Origin of the sequence: Vibrio sp. 1CM2L, assembly GCF_023161695.1 — a bacterium.
Classification (GTDB): Bacteria; Pseudomonadota; Gammaproteobacteria; order Enterobacterales; family Vibrionaceae; genus Vibrio; species Vibrio coralliirubri.
On record NZ_JALNTT010000001.1, the window covers coordinates 23,767 to 38,303 of the forward strand.

9 protein-coding genes are annotated in these 14,537 nt (G+C 44.4%); 4 read left to right on the forward strand and 5 right to left on the reverse strand.

The genetic code is table 11. The features are described from left to right. Window positions 1-148 precede the first annotated feature (148 nt). Complete coding sequence (gene mngA, locus MSG34_RS00110; protein WP_054545553.1) at window positions 149-2,083, reverse strand: PTS 2-O-a-mannosyl-D-glycerate transporter subunit IIABC; 1,935 nt, start codon at window positions 2,081-2,083, stop codon at window positions 149-151. 317 nt (window positions 2,084-2,400) lie between these two features. Between mngA and MSG34_RS00115 the strand changes: the two genes are divergently transcribed. From MSG34_RS00115 to MSG34_RS00130, 4 genes are all read left to right on the forward strand, one after another. Continuing rightward, window positions 2,401-3,117, forward strand: a complete 717-nt coding sequence (locus MSG34_RS00115) for a GntR family transcriptional regulator (RefSeq protein WP_009845448.1) — start codon at window positions 2,401-2,403, stop codon at window positions 3,115-3,117. Between the two features lie 232 nt (window positions 3,118-3,349). Further along, entirely contained in the window at window positions 3,350-4,246 is an 897-nt protein-coding gene (locus tag MSG34_RS00120) for a hypothetical protein (protein ID WP_248335927.1), read from the forward strand. Window positions 4,247-4,436: 190 nt separating this feature from the next. After that, window positions 4,437-5,201, forward strand: a complete 765-nt coding sequence (locus MSG34_RS00125) for a DUF481 domain-containing protein (protein WP_248336492.1) — start codon at window positions 4,437-4,439, stop codon at window positions 5,199-5,201. A 235-nt stretch (window positions 5,202-5,436) separates the two neighbouring features. Next, window positions 5,437-6,348 (forward strand): 2OG-Fe(II) oxygenase, encoded by a 912-nt coding sequence (locus MSG34_RS00130; protein ID WP_248335928.1) that lies wholly within the window; start codon window positions 5,437-5,439, stop codon window positions 6,346-6,348. Window positions 6,349-6,444: 96 nt separating this feature from the next. On the opposite strand, the gene MSG34_RS00135 is transcribed toward MSG34_RS00130, so the two are convergent. The 4 genes from MSG34_RS00135 to MSG34_RS00150 all read right to left on the reverse strand — a co-directional run bounded on the left by MSG34_RS00135 (window position 6,445) and on the right by MSG34_RS00150 (window position 14,449). Next, window positions 6,445-9,522, reverse strand: coding sequence for an efflux RND transporter permease subunit (locus MSG34_RS00135; protein ID WP_248335929.1), 3,078 nt, complete (start codon window positions 9,520-9,522; stop codon window positions 6,445-6,447). Beyond that, complete coding sequence (locus MSG34_RS00140) at window positions 9,509-10,846, reverse strand: efflux RND transporter periplasmic adaptor subunit (protein ID WP_248335930.1); 1,338 nt, start codon at window positions 10,844-10,846, stop codon at window positions 9,509-9,511. The genes MSG34_RS00135 and MSG34_RS00140 overlap by 14 nt, the downstream gene beginning before the upstream one ends. A 194-nt stretch (window positions 10,847-11,040) precedes the next feature. Next, the gene (locus MSG34_RS00145; protein WP_248335931.1) at window positions 11,041-12,234 is read right to left on the reverse strand and encodes an outer membrane protein transport protein; all 1,194 of its coding nucleotides are present in this window, start codon (window positions 12,232-12,234) and stop codon (window positions 11,041-11,043) included. Then, entirely contained in the window at window positions 12,224-14,449 is a 2,226-nt protein-coding gene (locus MSG34_RS00150; protein ID WP_248335932.1) for a lipase, read from the reverse strand. Before MSG34_RS00150 ends, MSG34_RS00145 begins: the two co-directional genes overlap by 11 nt. Window positions 14,450-14,537 lie beyond the last annotated feature (88 nt).

Here is a 14,537-nt window from a genome sequence, read left to right on the forward strand (position 1 = left end):
GGCTGCCACTAAATTTAGGGTGCAGAAAACCACGCCCAGAATCTGTGTGAATAAAACCGTTAGGAGCACAGGTATTTAGGACAGCCAGTTGTTTGTTATTTTTTATATATTGATTTCGCAGTGAGTTAGGAGCTAACTCAAAATTCAGTTAGTTCTGTGTTGCAGTACTTGCTTCAAACTTACCCTTTTTTACAGCATGACCACGCCACATCAGAAGAGTAACAGTTGAAATCACTGTGCCGACAATCGCAGCACCGAACCAGATTGCAGCAGCAGAGAATGCGCCTAAACCTGAATCGTGTAACAAGAAGATAGAGAAAATACCTGCACCCGGAGTTGATAGACCAATACCTGCCGCGCCAACCATCGCACCTGTAACCACTGATCCTAGTAAGAATGAGCCGATTACACGGATTGGATCTTCAATCGCCATTGGTATTGCGCCTTCGGTAATACCCGCTAGGCCAAGTAGCCATGTAGATTTACCGGTTTCAATCTCAAAGTCTTTAAATAGGCGTGGAGCGATCATGGTTGAAGCCGTTACGGTGAACGCTGATACCATTTTTACTGAACCAAAGATTGCGTATGGGCCATAAACACCGTTCGCCATTGCACCTAAACAGAATGCGTAAGCGGCTTTGTTTACCGGACCACCTAAATCGAATGATACAAACAGACCAAGAATCGCACCCAATAACAGCGCATTGGTGCCTGACATACCGTTCAACCAGTCCGTTAGACCTTGGTTTAGGAACGCTACAGGTTTACCTATAACAAATAGCATCAAGCTACCTGCCACTAAAGTACCGATCACCGGATAAAGGTAGAAAGTAAGGAAGCCGTTAAACGCAGGGCCTAAGCGAACATGCTCTTTTACCCAACGCATCACGTAACCAGCAATCAAACCACCAACAACACCGCCTAGGAAACCAGAGCCAATGATGTTTGCTGCAATACCTGCGGCAAAACCAGGACCAAGTGCCGGTTTATCTGCTAATGAGTAAGCTGTGTAAGCTGCCAGTACTGGCACCATCAATGTACCCAGTAGGCCGCCACCTAGTTTGCGATACATCCATAGCCAAGAATCTTTTGTTGCGTAGAGCTCTTGCAGGTCAAAAATTTGCGCGATAAGAACAGCAACCGCAAGAACAGTACCACCAGCAACGATAAGAGGAACCGCGTAAGAAATACCAGAAAGCAGTGCTTGTTTAAGCTCAGTTTTCAACGGCAGTTTCTTCGGTTTATCATCAGTAGCTACTTTACGCTCTGCACCGTTGCCTTTTTTCGACTCTTCGATCGCTTCGTTTAAAATGCGTTCACCGTGTTTAATCGGTTCTGCAACTGGCGTTTCTACACGAGGAATGCCGTTAAAGCGCTCAGATTCTTTAATCGCAACTTCAGCAGCAAATACACAAGCCACTGCATTGTTTAATTGCTCAGCCGTTAAGCGATCTTCAATACCGTTTGCGCCCTGTTTTTCAACATGCACGTTATAGCCAAGCTTTTTTCCCGCCTTTTCAAGATATTCTGCCGCCATATAGGTATGAGCAATGCCAGCAGGGCAAGCAGTAACACATACAATTGTCGGCGCATTTGTATCTAAGTTGTCTTGTTTTTCTTCTTGTTGATTGTCGCCATCAAGAAGCGCAAAGATTTCTTCAGCGGTTGTCGCTTTTAATACCGCTTCGCGAACATCGTCATCAACCAATGTAGTTGTCAATGCAGTGAGCAGATGCATGTGGGTAGAACCCGCTTCTGCATTTGGAATCGCAATTAGGAAGATAAGATTTACATCTTCGTCTTCATCCAAGCCTTTCCATTTCATGTCTTCTTTAAGCGTTGCTACAGCGAAGCCAGCTTCTTTAACCGCGTCAGTCTTGCCATGCGGTACTGCTAGGCCTTCACCAAGCGCTGTCGGGCCTTGCTCTTCACGAGCAAATACTGCATCAAGATACTCTTGCTTGTTATGCAGTTTGCCTTGCTGATCCAGTTGGTCAGCAAGTGCGTAAATCGCTTCTTCTCGACTGCTAAACGTAGTTTGCAGATTTACGAGCGACTTATTCGTTAGAGTAGTAAGTTTCATAACCTTTGTCCCATAGTCACGGATTAGTACGACAGTCGTCCCTGCCGACGAGAAGAATAATACAACTTCAAGACATTTAATCCGTGATCACGATCTCACCAATACATATTTGTATTTAATTTGTATTTAAATCGTATTGGTAAATCCTTTAAGAAAGCTTGTTATGTATCGTTTAATTTGTATTATATGTACTACAAAACGCCGATACGATGCTCACACTAACCTTTAAAGCAAGGCTTATATAGAGCAAATTTACGTATTTAAGGTACAGGTTCTTAATCAAAGTCTAGTTGTCCTAGCGCACAAATGAGGCAAAAATGGCAAGACTCCCTATGTATCGCCAAATCGCCGATGCAATAAGAGAAAAGATCAGTTCTGGAGAATATAAAGTTGGAGAAGCACTCCCAACAGAAGCGCAATTGCGTGAAGTATTCTCGGTCAGTCGTGTAACGGTTAGACAAGCGCTGAAACTACTGATCGAAAACGATGAGCTTGAAAGCGTTCAAGGCAGCGGCACTTACGTCAAAGAGAACAAGATCAATTACGACATCTACAAACAGTCGAGCTTTCAAGAAAAGTGGGCGCATTTGGATGTGGTTACACACAGTGAAGTTCTGGCCTTTGAAATGAAGCCGTGTTCTTTGGCGATGTCTGAACATTTAGATATCAAAGAAGGCGAATTGGTTTTCTACGTAAAACGTGTTCGTTTCATAGACAACAATCCAATCACGGTTGAAGAAACTTGGTTACCTGTTGCCCTATTCCCAGATCTCACCTATCAAGTGATGCAGACATCAAAATACGACTTTATTGAGAACACCAAAGGCATGGTGATTGATCGAAGTGAGCAAGAACTGGTGCCGATTCTTCCACCTGAAGACGTTGCTAAACAGTTAGGTATTGACCCAGCTCAGCCTATCATTGAAAAACGTACTCGCGGTTACCTCGCCAATAACACGGTGTTTGAATACAGCCGCAACTACTTCACGTCTAACGATTACCGATTTACTTTGGTCGCAAGACGCCAGAGATAATGCTCATCAGCAAGTTTCGATAGTAGCAAAATGACCAACACAGAGAGCGCCTTGCTCTCTGTGTTTCTATGCTGTTATCTCAATAGTAAACCCAACTTTCTCTCCAAAATATTCCTAAATCAATATCAAGCAACCTCACGAAAGATCATTCACATTCATTTAAATACTGTTCGCGCGCTTTGACCATAAACTAAGCGCCAAATTACAAGAACAACAGTCGACAGGAATGTAGATGAATACCAAACAACTTGAGGACGCTGTAAGTGAAGTGAGCTTATTCAATCAGCACCTCCACTTAATCCAATCCGTGCATACCATTCCGACCCCAAAAATGAATTGGGAGTCGATTGCGATGGAACCTGCACCGACAATGCCAACGGTTCGATTCGATCATAAAGTCAAAGCAATGGAAGCACTCGATGAGTACAAGCCTAACTGGCTAGATATGCTGCTAGGAAACAAGTCGAAGCTCTATACCCTCACCAACAATATAGAGCGTGCCGCCGAACAAGACATCGAGCAATACAAGACAGAGTTTGTGCATTGGGTTCAAAACTACAGCTACTGGGCCAAGGGCAATCAATTATCGAAAGGTATTTTAAACAACGATAGTGAAGCAAAACTATCAGCCCTTTCCGAAGCTCAACAGAACCCGATTAACGCCGCGGTAGTCGACACTAAGCTGATTAACCATAACTTCAATACCTATAAGAATGGTCACCTGCTGGAGGTCAATATTCAGGTCAATAAGCATAACGTGATCCCTAAAGAAAAAAAGGTATTGTGCCAAGGCGAAGTGAAGCTTGAAACGATGTCTCTTTCGGAAAGCAATACCTTATATCGAGAGTATGTCTGCAGCTGTATTCTTAAGTGCGCGCAAGATGCTTTCAATGTGTTACCCGAGACGAGCGTTGTGATCAATGTTGAACAGATTTCAGCTGATCAGTCGAGCGAAACCATCGTTTCATGCCATGTCGAACAAGGGCTACTCGAATTCTTGTTAATCGAAGACGATAAACCCTCTGAGATACTTGAATTCTTTGTCCACATTGAAGATTTCAATCCTCATCGAGGTAACGGATTCTCTGCGATCAAAACGATTTTTTCGCCTTTGCCTATGGCGTCATAACTCACTCGCATTTTCGATTCAATCATTGACGACTCTTCACGACTAGCCTTGCGTTCGTCGTGTTCAATCACTTATATACCTAACCATTATGTCGACCTACGCTACCTCACAAACAACGCGCCCATTAACCAGCCTAGCTTCATACACACGTTATCTAACAAAGCTGCCTCTATTTCTCATCGCTTTCTCTATGCCCATATTTGGAAAAGAGGCTGGAGAAGAGGTTGAGGAAGTGGTACTCGAGGATGAAGTCGTGTTAAGCGAAGGTTCTGAGTTAAAAGAAGAAGCTGAAGAATCTCCTTTTACGACCCTGACCAAGCTCGGTTTTATCTACTCACAAAACACCAGCTCATCTTTGTCGATCAATTCTGGAATCTCTGTTGGATACAAAAAAGAGAACTGGGGCCAACGAGTTCAGTTTGATACCTACTATACCGATGCAGAAAACGACGAAGACGGCACCAATCGCTATACCACCAACTATGGCATCAGCTATGACTTGAACGAAGTCACCTATTTGGTCGCCACAACACGTTTTGAACACGACCACTTTGGTACTTATCGTAAGCAATTCATAACGGCTACAGGGTTGGGTCGCCACTTTTATGATACAGAAAGAATCAAACTCCAAGGATCTGCCGGTCCGGGTTACCGAATCAGTAAGCGACAGTCTTCTGATGAAGAGTTTCCAAACAAAGAGAACTATGAACTGATCGTCAATGCCAATATTGATGGATCATTAACCCTAACAGAAACGTTTTCTATGGGGGCAACGGCTAACATGGCTTACGGTGAAGAGAACACCAATTACAACCTTAAAGGCTATCTAAAGAACATCTTAATGGGCAATTTGGCGCTAACTTTTGATACCGAATACATCTACAACACTACTGTCGCATCAGACCAAAGTAACGCCGAAATCTACAGCTCAATGAATCTAAACTACGATTTCTAAATAACGCTTCCCCCATCGAACATGCAAAAGGATTTGCATGATCGTCTAAGCTTCTCCATCACTCCGTAATTTGTTCGTCACTAACTATTCCTGACGCTTATTTACTTAAGCAGAACCGCTAAGCCGCTATTTGATTATATAGAAAAGGTTAATTCTGTTTTGCCCAGCACCCCGTTTATCTACAAACCTTGGTGTAATAGATTGTTCGCAAGCAAACAAAAGGAGCGAACACATTATGTTATCTAATCAACTAGAGCGCGCACGCGCCATCGATTTACCGACACGAGAAGCGATGCTTCAACGAGCTCCTTCTGTACAACAGTTTTGGGACAACAATAAGGGCTTGTTCAGCGAAGCCTGGAAAGAATGGGAAACAAGTGCGGAAGGCAGCCAATTGGATTTCGATGATTCGCTGTTAGATGCCCGCCTTCGTGACGCTGTTAGAGAAGCTTGGCAAGATCCAACGAAAGAAATCGCGGTAAAAGATTTACTCGAAGAGATCTCTCCTGGGGTGTTTAAGTTTCAGTTCTTTGATGCTGAACGTCTCGCTGAGTTGCGTGATTACTTGGAAGCGGTCTCTAACGCTCAAATCCCGCTGCGCCCACCATATGGTATAGTGCTTAACCGCGGTGGAGCAATGTTAGACAGCCGATCTGAAGGGTATTTAGCCGCGCCAAGTTTCCAAGCGTTTTACCGAGATTTACTCGACAGTTACATGCGCCCTATCGCTCGCTTATTGTTCCCTGAAATCATGGGTTACGACACGCAAACTTTTGGGTTCTCGATTCAGTATCAAGCGAACAAAGATACGTCTTTACGCCTGCATACTGATGCGTCTTCGGTCACGCTCAACATTAACGTAAATATGCCAGATGAAGAGTTTTCAGGCTCAGAACTTAACTTTTATGACCCTGCTACGGGTAAGATGAACGAAACGACATTCACGCCCGGTGTCGCTATGATTCATCGAGGAAACGTTGCCCATGCGGCGCTGCCGATAACAAGTGGTGAACGTTCAAACTTGGTATTGTGGTTGTATGGCGACCGTGGACAAATACCACACCACAACTCGGTACTAGAGCCTATAGATGCGCATCAACGCTGGACAGTACCAACAGTGGTACATGACAATTTTGCTCCGTTCTAGGCAATTGAGATAATAAATACAAAACGCGCCTACCATGGTTCATGGTAGGCGCGTTTTAGTTTTCACTTCAATTGACTGGTCAATCTATATGGCGAGTTATGCGGGTTTCGTTCTCAACCGAGTCAATATATCCATCTGTTTTAGATTCGCCATGCCAACGTAAGCCACTGGCACTAAGAACAATGAAAAGAAGGTTCCGGCTGTCAAACCGCCGACTAATACCAAACCAATATTGATTCGACCTAATGAACCCGGGCCGTCCGCCAATGCCAATGGCAATGAACCGAGGATCATCGTCAGTGAGGTCATCAAGATTGGACGTAACCTTGAACGTGCACTGCTGGTCGCCGCTTCTTTGGCACTAGCGCCAGATTTGCGCTTCTCGTTGGCAAACTCCACCAGCAAAATACCGTGTTTGGTCACGAGACCAACCAGTGTCAGCAATCCTATCTTGGAGTAAATATTGAGGCTTTGACCAAATACCGAAAGCGTCAATATCGCGCCCACAATACACAGTGGAACCGTCAGCAAGATGATCATCGGGTCGACAAAGCTTTCAAACTGCGCCGCCAAGATCAAGAAGATAAAAATCAACGCCAATACGAACAGCACTTGTGCGCCCGCGGTTGAATCAACTAGGTCTTTAACTATGCCATTAAACTCGTAGCTCTGAGCAGGTTTCAACAGGTTTGGTACCGTGTCATCAATGTATGCCTTTACGTCGCTCGCCGTATATCCGGGCATCAAGTCCGCGGTAATTTCAGCGCTGTCTTTACCCATGAACGTCTTGAAGTTAGATTCCGATGTCACTTGTTTGATGGATACAAACTGAGACAAAGGAAGCCTCTGACCCGACTGTGAATCCACATACAGCTTATCGAGCACCTTGAAATCACCAAGGTCATTTCGGTTCACTTGAACTTGAATTGGGTATGTATAACCGTCGTCCGCTTGCAAATCTGCGGCTTTAACAGAACCAAGGAATGTCGATAACGCATTGGTTACGTTACCGTAATCAACACCAGACAATACAATCGCATTGCGATCAATCGACAAGTCGTAACGTAATTGGTCACGCAACATTGAGTTCTTAATGTTGGTCACGCCCTCGTAATCTTCAAGCGCCTTAACGACTTCGCTCGCGGTTTCAGACAGCACAGTGGTATCACGGTTAACTGTGGTCAGTTCAAGGATCATGTTGGTAGCGATGTTCAAGTTATCTGCTGAGCGAACCTTGAAAGACATGCCGTAAGCAGAGACTGAACTTTGTGCCTTAGCGATAAACTCGTTTACCAATTCATCCGCTGACTGGTCACGTTCGCCCCATGGTTTCAATAGAACGTGATTGGTCGGTGTGCCTTCGATGTAAGACAAGTTAGCTTCTACTGAGCTATCACCTTTGAACACACTGTTAAGTTGCTCGTTGTTATCTAGATGATACTGACGACCAACACCTGTTGGTGGCGTAGAAGTCACCTCAACAAAACCGGTATCTTCTGTTGGAAGCAACACTTGAGGCATTTTCCAAACCGCTAAGGCCGATAAAGCGATCAGCACTAAAGCAATACCACTCATCAGAGCCTTACGATCAAACCATTTGCCTAACTCTTTGGTGTATAAATCCGATAACACATTCAGTTTCGCATCAACTTTTTGATACCACTTCGCCGGGGTTGATACTGGCTTCATTAAGTAAGCACTCATCATTGGTGAGAGCGTTAACGCCACAAATCCAGAGATGATCACCGCCGCAGCAAGTGTGAACGCGAACTGCCTGAATAGATCGGCGGTTAAGCCAGCCATCAAGCCAATTGGTAAGTAAACAACCGCCAAAGTCAGCGTCATCGCAATCACTGGGAAGACAATCTCTCGACACCCTTTAATTGCAGCATTGAACGGCGTTTCACCCTCTTCGATATGACGGTAACAGTTTTCAGCCACAACAATCGCATCATCAACCACCAAACCAATGGCGAGAATGATAGCCAGAATCGTCAGTACGTTGATGCTAAATCCAAGTAAATGCATGACGGCAAATACGCCTATTACGCACACAGGAATGGTGATGATTGGAATTGAAGCAACTCGAAAAGAGCCAAGGAACAGAACCACAACCGCTGAAACCAAAACTATCGCTTCAACTAAAGTCATGAAGCCTTCATCTATTGCGGTTTTAATGAAATCCGCTTGGTTGTAGACCATCTTCATCTCAATGCCTTCTGGCAACTGAGGCTGAATCAGATCAATTTGTTTCTTAACTTTATTCGCAACTGTGACTGGGTTTTCACTTTTCAGTGGCAACACCTGAATCGACATTGCTAGGTTGTCATCAACACGAAGAATACTCGGCGTAAGGCTCTCCTCACCCATTTTGACTTCAGCAATATCACCTATACGAATGATCTTGCCGTTATCAACACGAACCACTAAGTCTCGTACATCATCAACGCTGGTTACTTGGTTTACTGGGTTGATAGAGAAATCTCGCACCTGCCCCTTGATGGTACCTGCGGTAAACGTTGCATTGTATGAGCTCAATGTTCCAACAACATCGGATGCACTCATATTGAGCGCCATCATGCGATCCGGTTGCAACCAAACACGCACCGCCTTCTCGCTGCCACCATACGGTCCCCAAATACCACCCACACCTTGGATGTGCTTAAATTGAGGCACGACTTGCTGACTAATGTAGTCGTACATGTCTTGCTTAGACATCTTGCCAGTATTCACAAACGTGATGATGTTACTCGGCATACTGGTGTCAGAAGAGTCATCCGTGACCGTTGGCTTATCCGTCATGCTCGGCGGGAAATCACCAATCGCTTCGACGCTGCTGCGCAGGTTGTTCATCAAGCTAGTGTATTCGACGTCATTGATGTCATCTTCAAAGATGATTTTTAGATTACACGTGCCTTCCTGACAGTCGGTCGTCATGGTTTTCACGCTGTCGAGGCCCGTTGCAGCGGTAATGAGCTTATCTGCCACATTGCGCGACATAAACTCAGCACTAGCGCCATTGATCGCAGCCGTTACCGTTGCTGACGGTGTTTTATGTTCTGGAAAGTATTGGATTGATAGCTTTTGAAACGACAAAAGCCCAAGTAAAACAATGGTGATACTCAGAACTGAGGCAAACACAGGGTGCTTGATACATATCTCAGGAAGCTTCATTCAGATTCTCCTTCGTTCCAGCTTCCTTGCTTAATGTTTCCTTGCTGTGAGTTTCCTTGCTTTGAGCTTCGCTCGATGAATCCTCAACAGTCGCGCTAGTCTCTGCTTGCTCGCTGTTTTCGTTGATCGCTTCATCTACACCTTTCGATGCTTCCGTCCAATCAACTGAAGGTTCAATTGGATGTGCTTCGTCCACCTGTGTTACGGTCTTTTCTACTTTAGGCTCAGCGGTCTGTTGAGTTTTCTCTTTGCTTGTCGGTTCCGTGATTAGCTCAACGGTTTTCTGTTCAGCATTTGGGTTCATGACCTTAACTAACGACGCTTTCTTAAGGTTCTGTTGTCCCGTGACAACGACGTTATCGCCAAGTTTCAAGCCTTTCTCTACCACAACGTAACCATCGTTAGTATTCACGCCTAATTCGACAATACGTTGCTCGATTTTTTCGCCATTCACGACCCAAACAAAACGCTCTGCATCTTTTGCTTGAACGGAGTTTTGAGAAACCACCATCTGCGTTGAATCTTCGCTGGTCATCTGACTTACTTTGGCAAACATACCCGGAACTAAGCGATGTTCTGGATTAGTCACGTGCGCGTGTACTTCTACACGGCCTGAGCTTTCGTCCACCGCTGGCGCAATGTAATCCACCACGCCAGAAAACGCTTCATCGACAAATGCATCAACTTGGATGGAAACATTCTGGCCAAGCTTTGCGTTGCCTAAGTCCGACTGGCCAATGGAATACTGAACTTCAACAGGATCGAGTTTGATTAAGCTCACCAACGCAGTTGCGCTATCAATCTTACTGCCCACTGAGTGGGTGAAATTAGTTAGCTGCCCATCAAATGGCGCGACCAATAAATAGTCATTCATCAGCGCTTCTTTCTGACGGAAATCAGCTGCGGCTAGGTTCGCCTGTTCTCCCAGTTCTTCCACATCTTGTTGGGACATAGAGTCAGGCTGTTTCTTTAGTAATTCTTGTACTCGCTTTAATTTCGACTTTGCTAACGCTAGAGAGCTTCTTGCTTTGTCTAAATCGGCTTTCGCTTTGGTATTATCCAGTTGAGCGATCAGTTCGCCTTTTTTTACTGAATCTCCATCTTTGAAATGGATGTTGAGAATTTTGTCGGAGGCACTAAATGTCAATGCAGCAGAGTCCGTTGCCCTGATTTTGCCAACCTCGTTGATTGAAGAAGTGAATGCTTGTTTGTGAGCTTTTTCGATAGTCACAGGAATCAAGTTTGAGTCTTGAGCAAACGATGGAGAGATATGTAAGGCAAACAGTGCCAAACAGATTGTTTTACTAAGCTTTGTAAATTTCATTTTTAATAACCATAACCGTTGAATTCGTCTGAATTAAAACGTTTTTCTAAGCAGCTATTTCTTACTTAATGAGCTTCCAGCTATTTAAATAATGCTAAAACAGCTAATAATGAGAAAAGGGCTCAACTCACTGTCGAGCCCTGCAATTTTTATATGATTCCTAAATTTTTACGTTCTGAACTCCAAAGTAAAAGTTAAAAACGATGCTGATACTGAACACCGAGCAAGAGAGCATCGGCGGTCACATCAGCAGTTATATTGGAACTCGTTTCTGGGATCGTCGTCAGGCTTTCGTCAATATCTTGTGATTCTCCGATGATAAAACCGACACCAATATCCACAGAACTGGCAGCCGTTAAGTTATATGTCCCTCCGACCGTAAGCCAATGACGATTAACGTCAGGAATAGATAACGACGTGAGTTCGTCAGTTGGGGAAATGTCGTACATGTAACCCGCTCGCAGAACGATGTCTTTGGACATGGTGTACGTACCACCGACAGAAACATGCCCTGCGTCTTTCCATTGATACTCTTTAATTGAGTCGTCATAAGAGTCAGATGTTAGCGAATCAAATTCAGACCAGTTCACCCACTGCAGGCTGTAGTGAAAAGCCCACTGTTCGTTGAGCTGGTGCCAACCGGAAAACTCTAGAGTGTCTGGTAGAGGTACATTCATCTTATCGGCAGAGACACCGCCTTTCGTAATATCCCCTTCAACTTCTATATCCGGACTATATCGATAAGTAATACCAAACTTGTTATGTTCGTTGACTTGGTAAGTCGCCCCAACGTTAGCCCCCAAACCGAAGCCATCGGCATCAACATCTAGAAGGTTTTTCCTGTGAATTTCGCCTTCCCCGTAGATGACATCGAGTCCAGCACCTAAATTGATTTTCTCAGACAGCTCATAGGCAACCGCAAAACCTACATTAATACTCGATAACGCTGTTTTCCCACCAAACTCATCCGCTTCGAACGAATCATCAAACTCCACATCGGTACCGAAGTTAGAATGCACGGTGGCACCTAAGGTAAATTTAGAGCCTTGAATAGGATGAACATAGTGAAGGTTCGGAACTAATGTTCCGGCATCTAGAGATTGATCATCGAATGTTTCTGTATCGCCTCTCATCGGCGTGTAGCTCACATTAGAGACATCGATATCACTATCGATATAGATAGCGCCGACAGAGAGTGTTGGTTGCTCGATGTAAGCCATCGCAGCACTGTTCTTAGCAACAATCGCAGCGCTATCTGCCATCACTGCATCACCGGCAAATGCACGACCTAACCCCGTAGCTGACTGCGCGTTAAGTTGAAAGCCAGCCGCATTAGTCAGGCAAGGGACAAGAGCAGCGGCAGTGCCCAATAAAAGTTTATTCTTCATCTTGAGGCACCTCTGTTTCGATATGATCTTCGTTATTAATGACGACTACTGCACCGTCACTCATTACCATTGAAGCAACAGCAATTTGTTGAGTGCCCACAGCTTCAAGTACATCAGACATGTTTTCACCTGGCATACCCGGCAGTCCATCTTCATCAACAGGGCCTTCGTACGGGAACAAATACGTACCATGTCCGCCGGTAGTTGTTCTCACGGCTCCACGCTTTTCATTAATATTTTCTGAGGTACCTGTTATTGGGTCTAAGCCAAGCGCAGTAATCAGTGGTTCAGTACCAGTACGAATGTTATCTGGCGCGGTATTCGGAATTACGCTATCTGGGACGTAATCAACACCAACGTCACAAGTCTCCCCGCAATCTCCAACGGCAGCTAACAAAAGAGTTGGTTGCTCAGCAGCGACTTGGCGAGAGATAAAGCTAGCAGGGTCTGCACTATCAATTGTGGCTTGGACCCCTTGTTTAAGGTCTGTCACAACTAAATCGAAGATGTCATTCTCTAACTGACTAACAAGTAGCGCGTTATCAGATGAAAGTTCGACAAACTCTCTAAGTGCTTCAATACATTGTTTATTCGTTGCTTCTGTTGTACATGTATCTGGTATCACCGTTTCAGCAATACCGCGCTGAACATCAGGAGACTTCTTAACACCTTCAGACATTTCAGGGCCTAAGGTTTGAGAAGACAGAACTAGGTTAGTTAGCCCCTGCCCCGGAACAACAAAGTTCACTGTATTAAATGCAAAGTTAGAATTAGAGTGAAAGTCAGGACTAGCTTGGCTAAACTCACTCACCATTACCGACATAATTCCACCCAGCGATTGTCCAATTAAATGAACGTTATCTTTTTTCACCCAAGCTTCTTGGCTCAACGCATAGCGTAGACCCAGAAAATCTGAAACAGACTGCTGGAGGTTAGAACGAAGTGCTAAAGGGGAATCAATATTGATGAAGAACGCTTTGTTTGCTCTAGCGCTTATTTCTACATGTTCAGGACTTGAGTCATAACGCATGCGTTCCCCGTGATATGGCATGTCAATCGCAACCACGGCATAGCCTTTATCCGTATATTCTGCAGCCATTAAAGAAGCAGTGCCTCGCTCGGCTGTAACACCATGTATAAAGATGGCTGTAGGCAGTTGTTTAGGTATAACCCAGCTAAAGCTCTTTGGTACGTATATGTCTGCTGTGATCTCGAGTTCTTCAGTTATTTGGGGGATCGGGTTACCAGCCGTAGGGAAACCACCGTCAGTGTTGGTGATCCATTCATAAAGTGGCGGGCAATTTTCTTTCGGATCAAACTCATCAACGATACATTCCGCCTCCCTCTCTTTTGTAAAAGGTAAGTAAGACGGAATTTTGAGCACTTTTGTATATAGGTTGTACCCGCGTTTTTCCTCTTTAAGTTCAGGAAGTGCACTAGAGAAAGAACTTCCATACAATAAATGGCTTCTTCTCATCGCATCCAGAGGGGAATAAGCGCTCTGAGTTTTAAATTGAGCTGCATATACAGGAATACCGTTATCTGGATATAACGCATAATATGAATCAATAGCGCTCAATACTTGCTCTTGAAGAACTTCTTCTTTTTCGCTATTTAATGGAACCTCTGAATAAATCAATTCATCAAAACTAGTGTCTGCTTTTAACGGTTCATTAAATTCAGTTTTTACCCCATCCGTTACTACAAGCGAATAAGTACGATTCTCTACTAAGCCTGATTCACATTGAATTTTAATATTGGAACCATCAGCGGATATTTGAGTACCAACTTCCTCACCTGTTACGTCATCAATTAATACAACATTCCCGGCTAAGGTTTCGTTATTGAGTGGATAACGTTTGTCCGAATTAACACTTTGTAGAGGAATTAAAATCGGTTCTGCACAAAGTCCCCAACCGTCTAAGGCTGCGTATGAATTGTTGTAGTCCTGATAATAAGCATCATTGGTCGATGACATTGCGGCAACGTCTTCACCGACACCGGATATTGTTCCATCGTCGTCATACCCATACCCATCGTTTGGTTTTGGTAGTTCATTAATGTTGTAGGGAACCAATACCGAAACGGGATCTTGAGTCGAGTCTTCAGACTGACAGCCGAGTAAGGCAAGCGTAATTAGTCCACATATATATGGCTTATTGAAATCTTTCAAAACAGCTCCTTCGTAGCTTTCGCATTTAACTGGTGTGGTCATGCGATTTATCGTTATTTGAGTTGCCGATTGAGTCGGAGGTAAGCTCGACTTTTTATTCGTAGAGAGCAAGGCAACACAGAGTTGGAAT

Excerpts from the sequence above, each read along its gene's own strand:
- mngA (WP_054545553.1), bottom strand. The coding sequence starts at position 2,083 with ATGAAACTTACTACTCTAACGAATAAGTCGCTCGTAAATCTGCAAACT.
- MSG34_RS00115 (WP_009845448.1), top strand. The coding sequence starts at position 2,401 with ATGGCAAGACTCCCTATGTATCGCCAAATCGCCGATGCAATAAGAGAA.
- MSG34_RS00120 (WP_248335927.1), top strand. The coding sequence starts at position 3,350 with ATGAATACCAAACAACTTGAGGACGCTGTAAGTGAAGTGAGCTTATTC.
- MSG34_RS00125 (WP_248336492.1), top strand. The coding sequence starts at position 4,437 with ATGCCCATATTTGGAAAAGAGGCTGGAGAAGAGGTTGAGGAAGTGGTA.
- MSG34_RS00130 (WP_248335928.1), top strand. The coding sequence starts at position 5,437 with ATGTTATCTAATCAACTAGAGCGCGCACGCGCCATCGATTTACCGACA.
- MSG34_RS00135 (WP_248335929.1), bottom strand. The coding sequence starts at position 9,522 with ATGAAGCTTCCTGAGATATGTATCAAGCACCCTGTGTTTGCCTCAGTT.
- MSG34_RS00140 (WP_248335930.1), bottom strand. The coding sequence starts at position 10,846 with ATGAAATTTACAAAGCTTAGTAAAACAATCTGTTTGGCACTGTTTGCC.
- MSG34_RS00145 (WP_248335931.1), bottom strand. The coding sequence starts at position 12,234 with ATGAAGAATAAACTTTTATTGGGCACTGCCGCTGCTCTTGTCCCTTGC.
- MSG34_RS00150 (WP_248335932.1), bottom strand. The coding sequence starts at position 14,449 with ATGACCACACCAGTTAAATGCGAAAGCTACGAAGGAGCTGTTTTGAAA.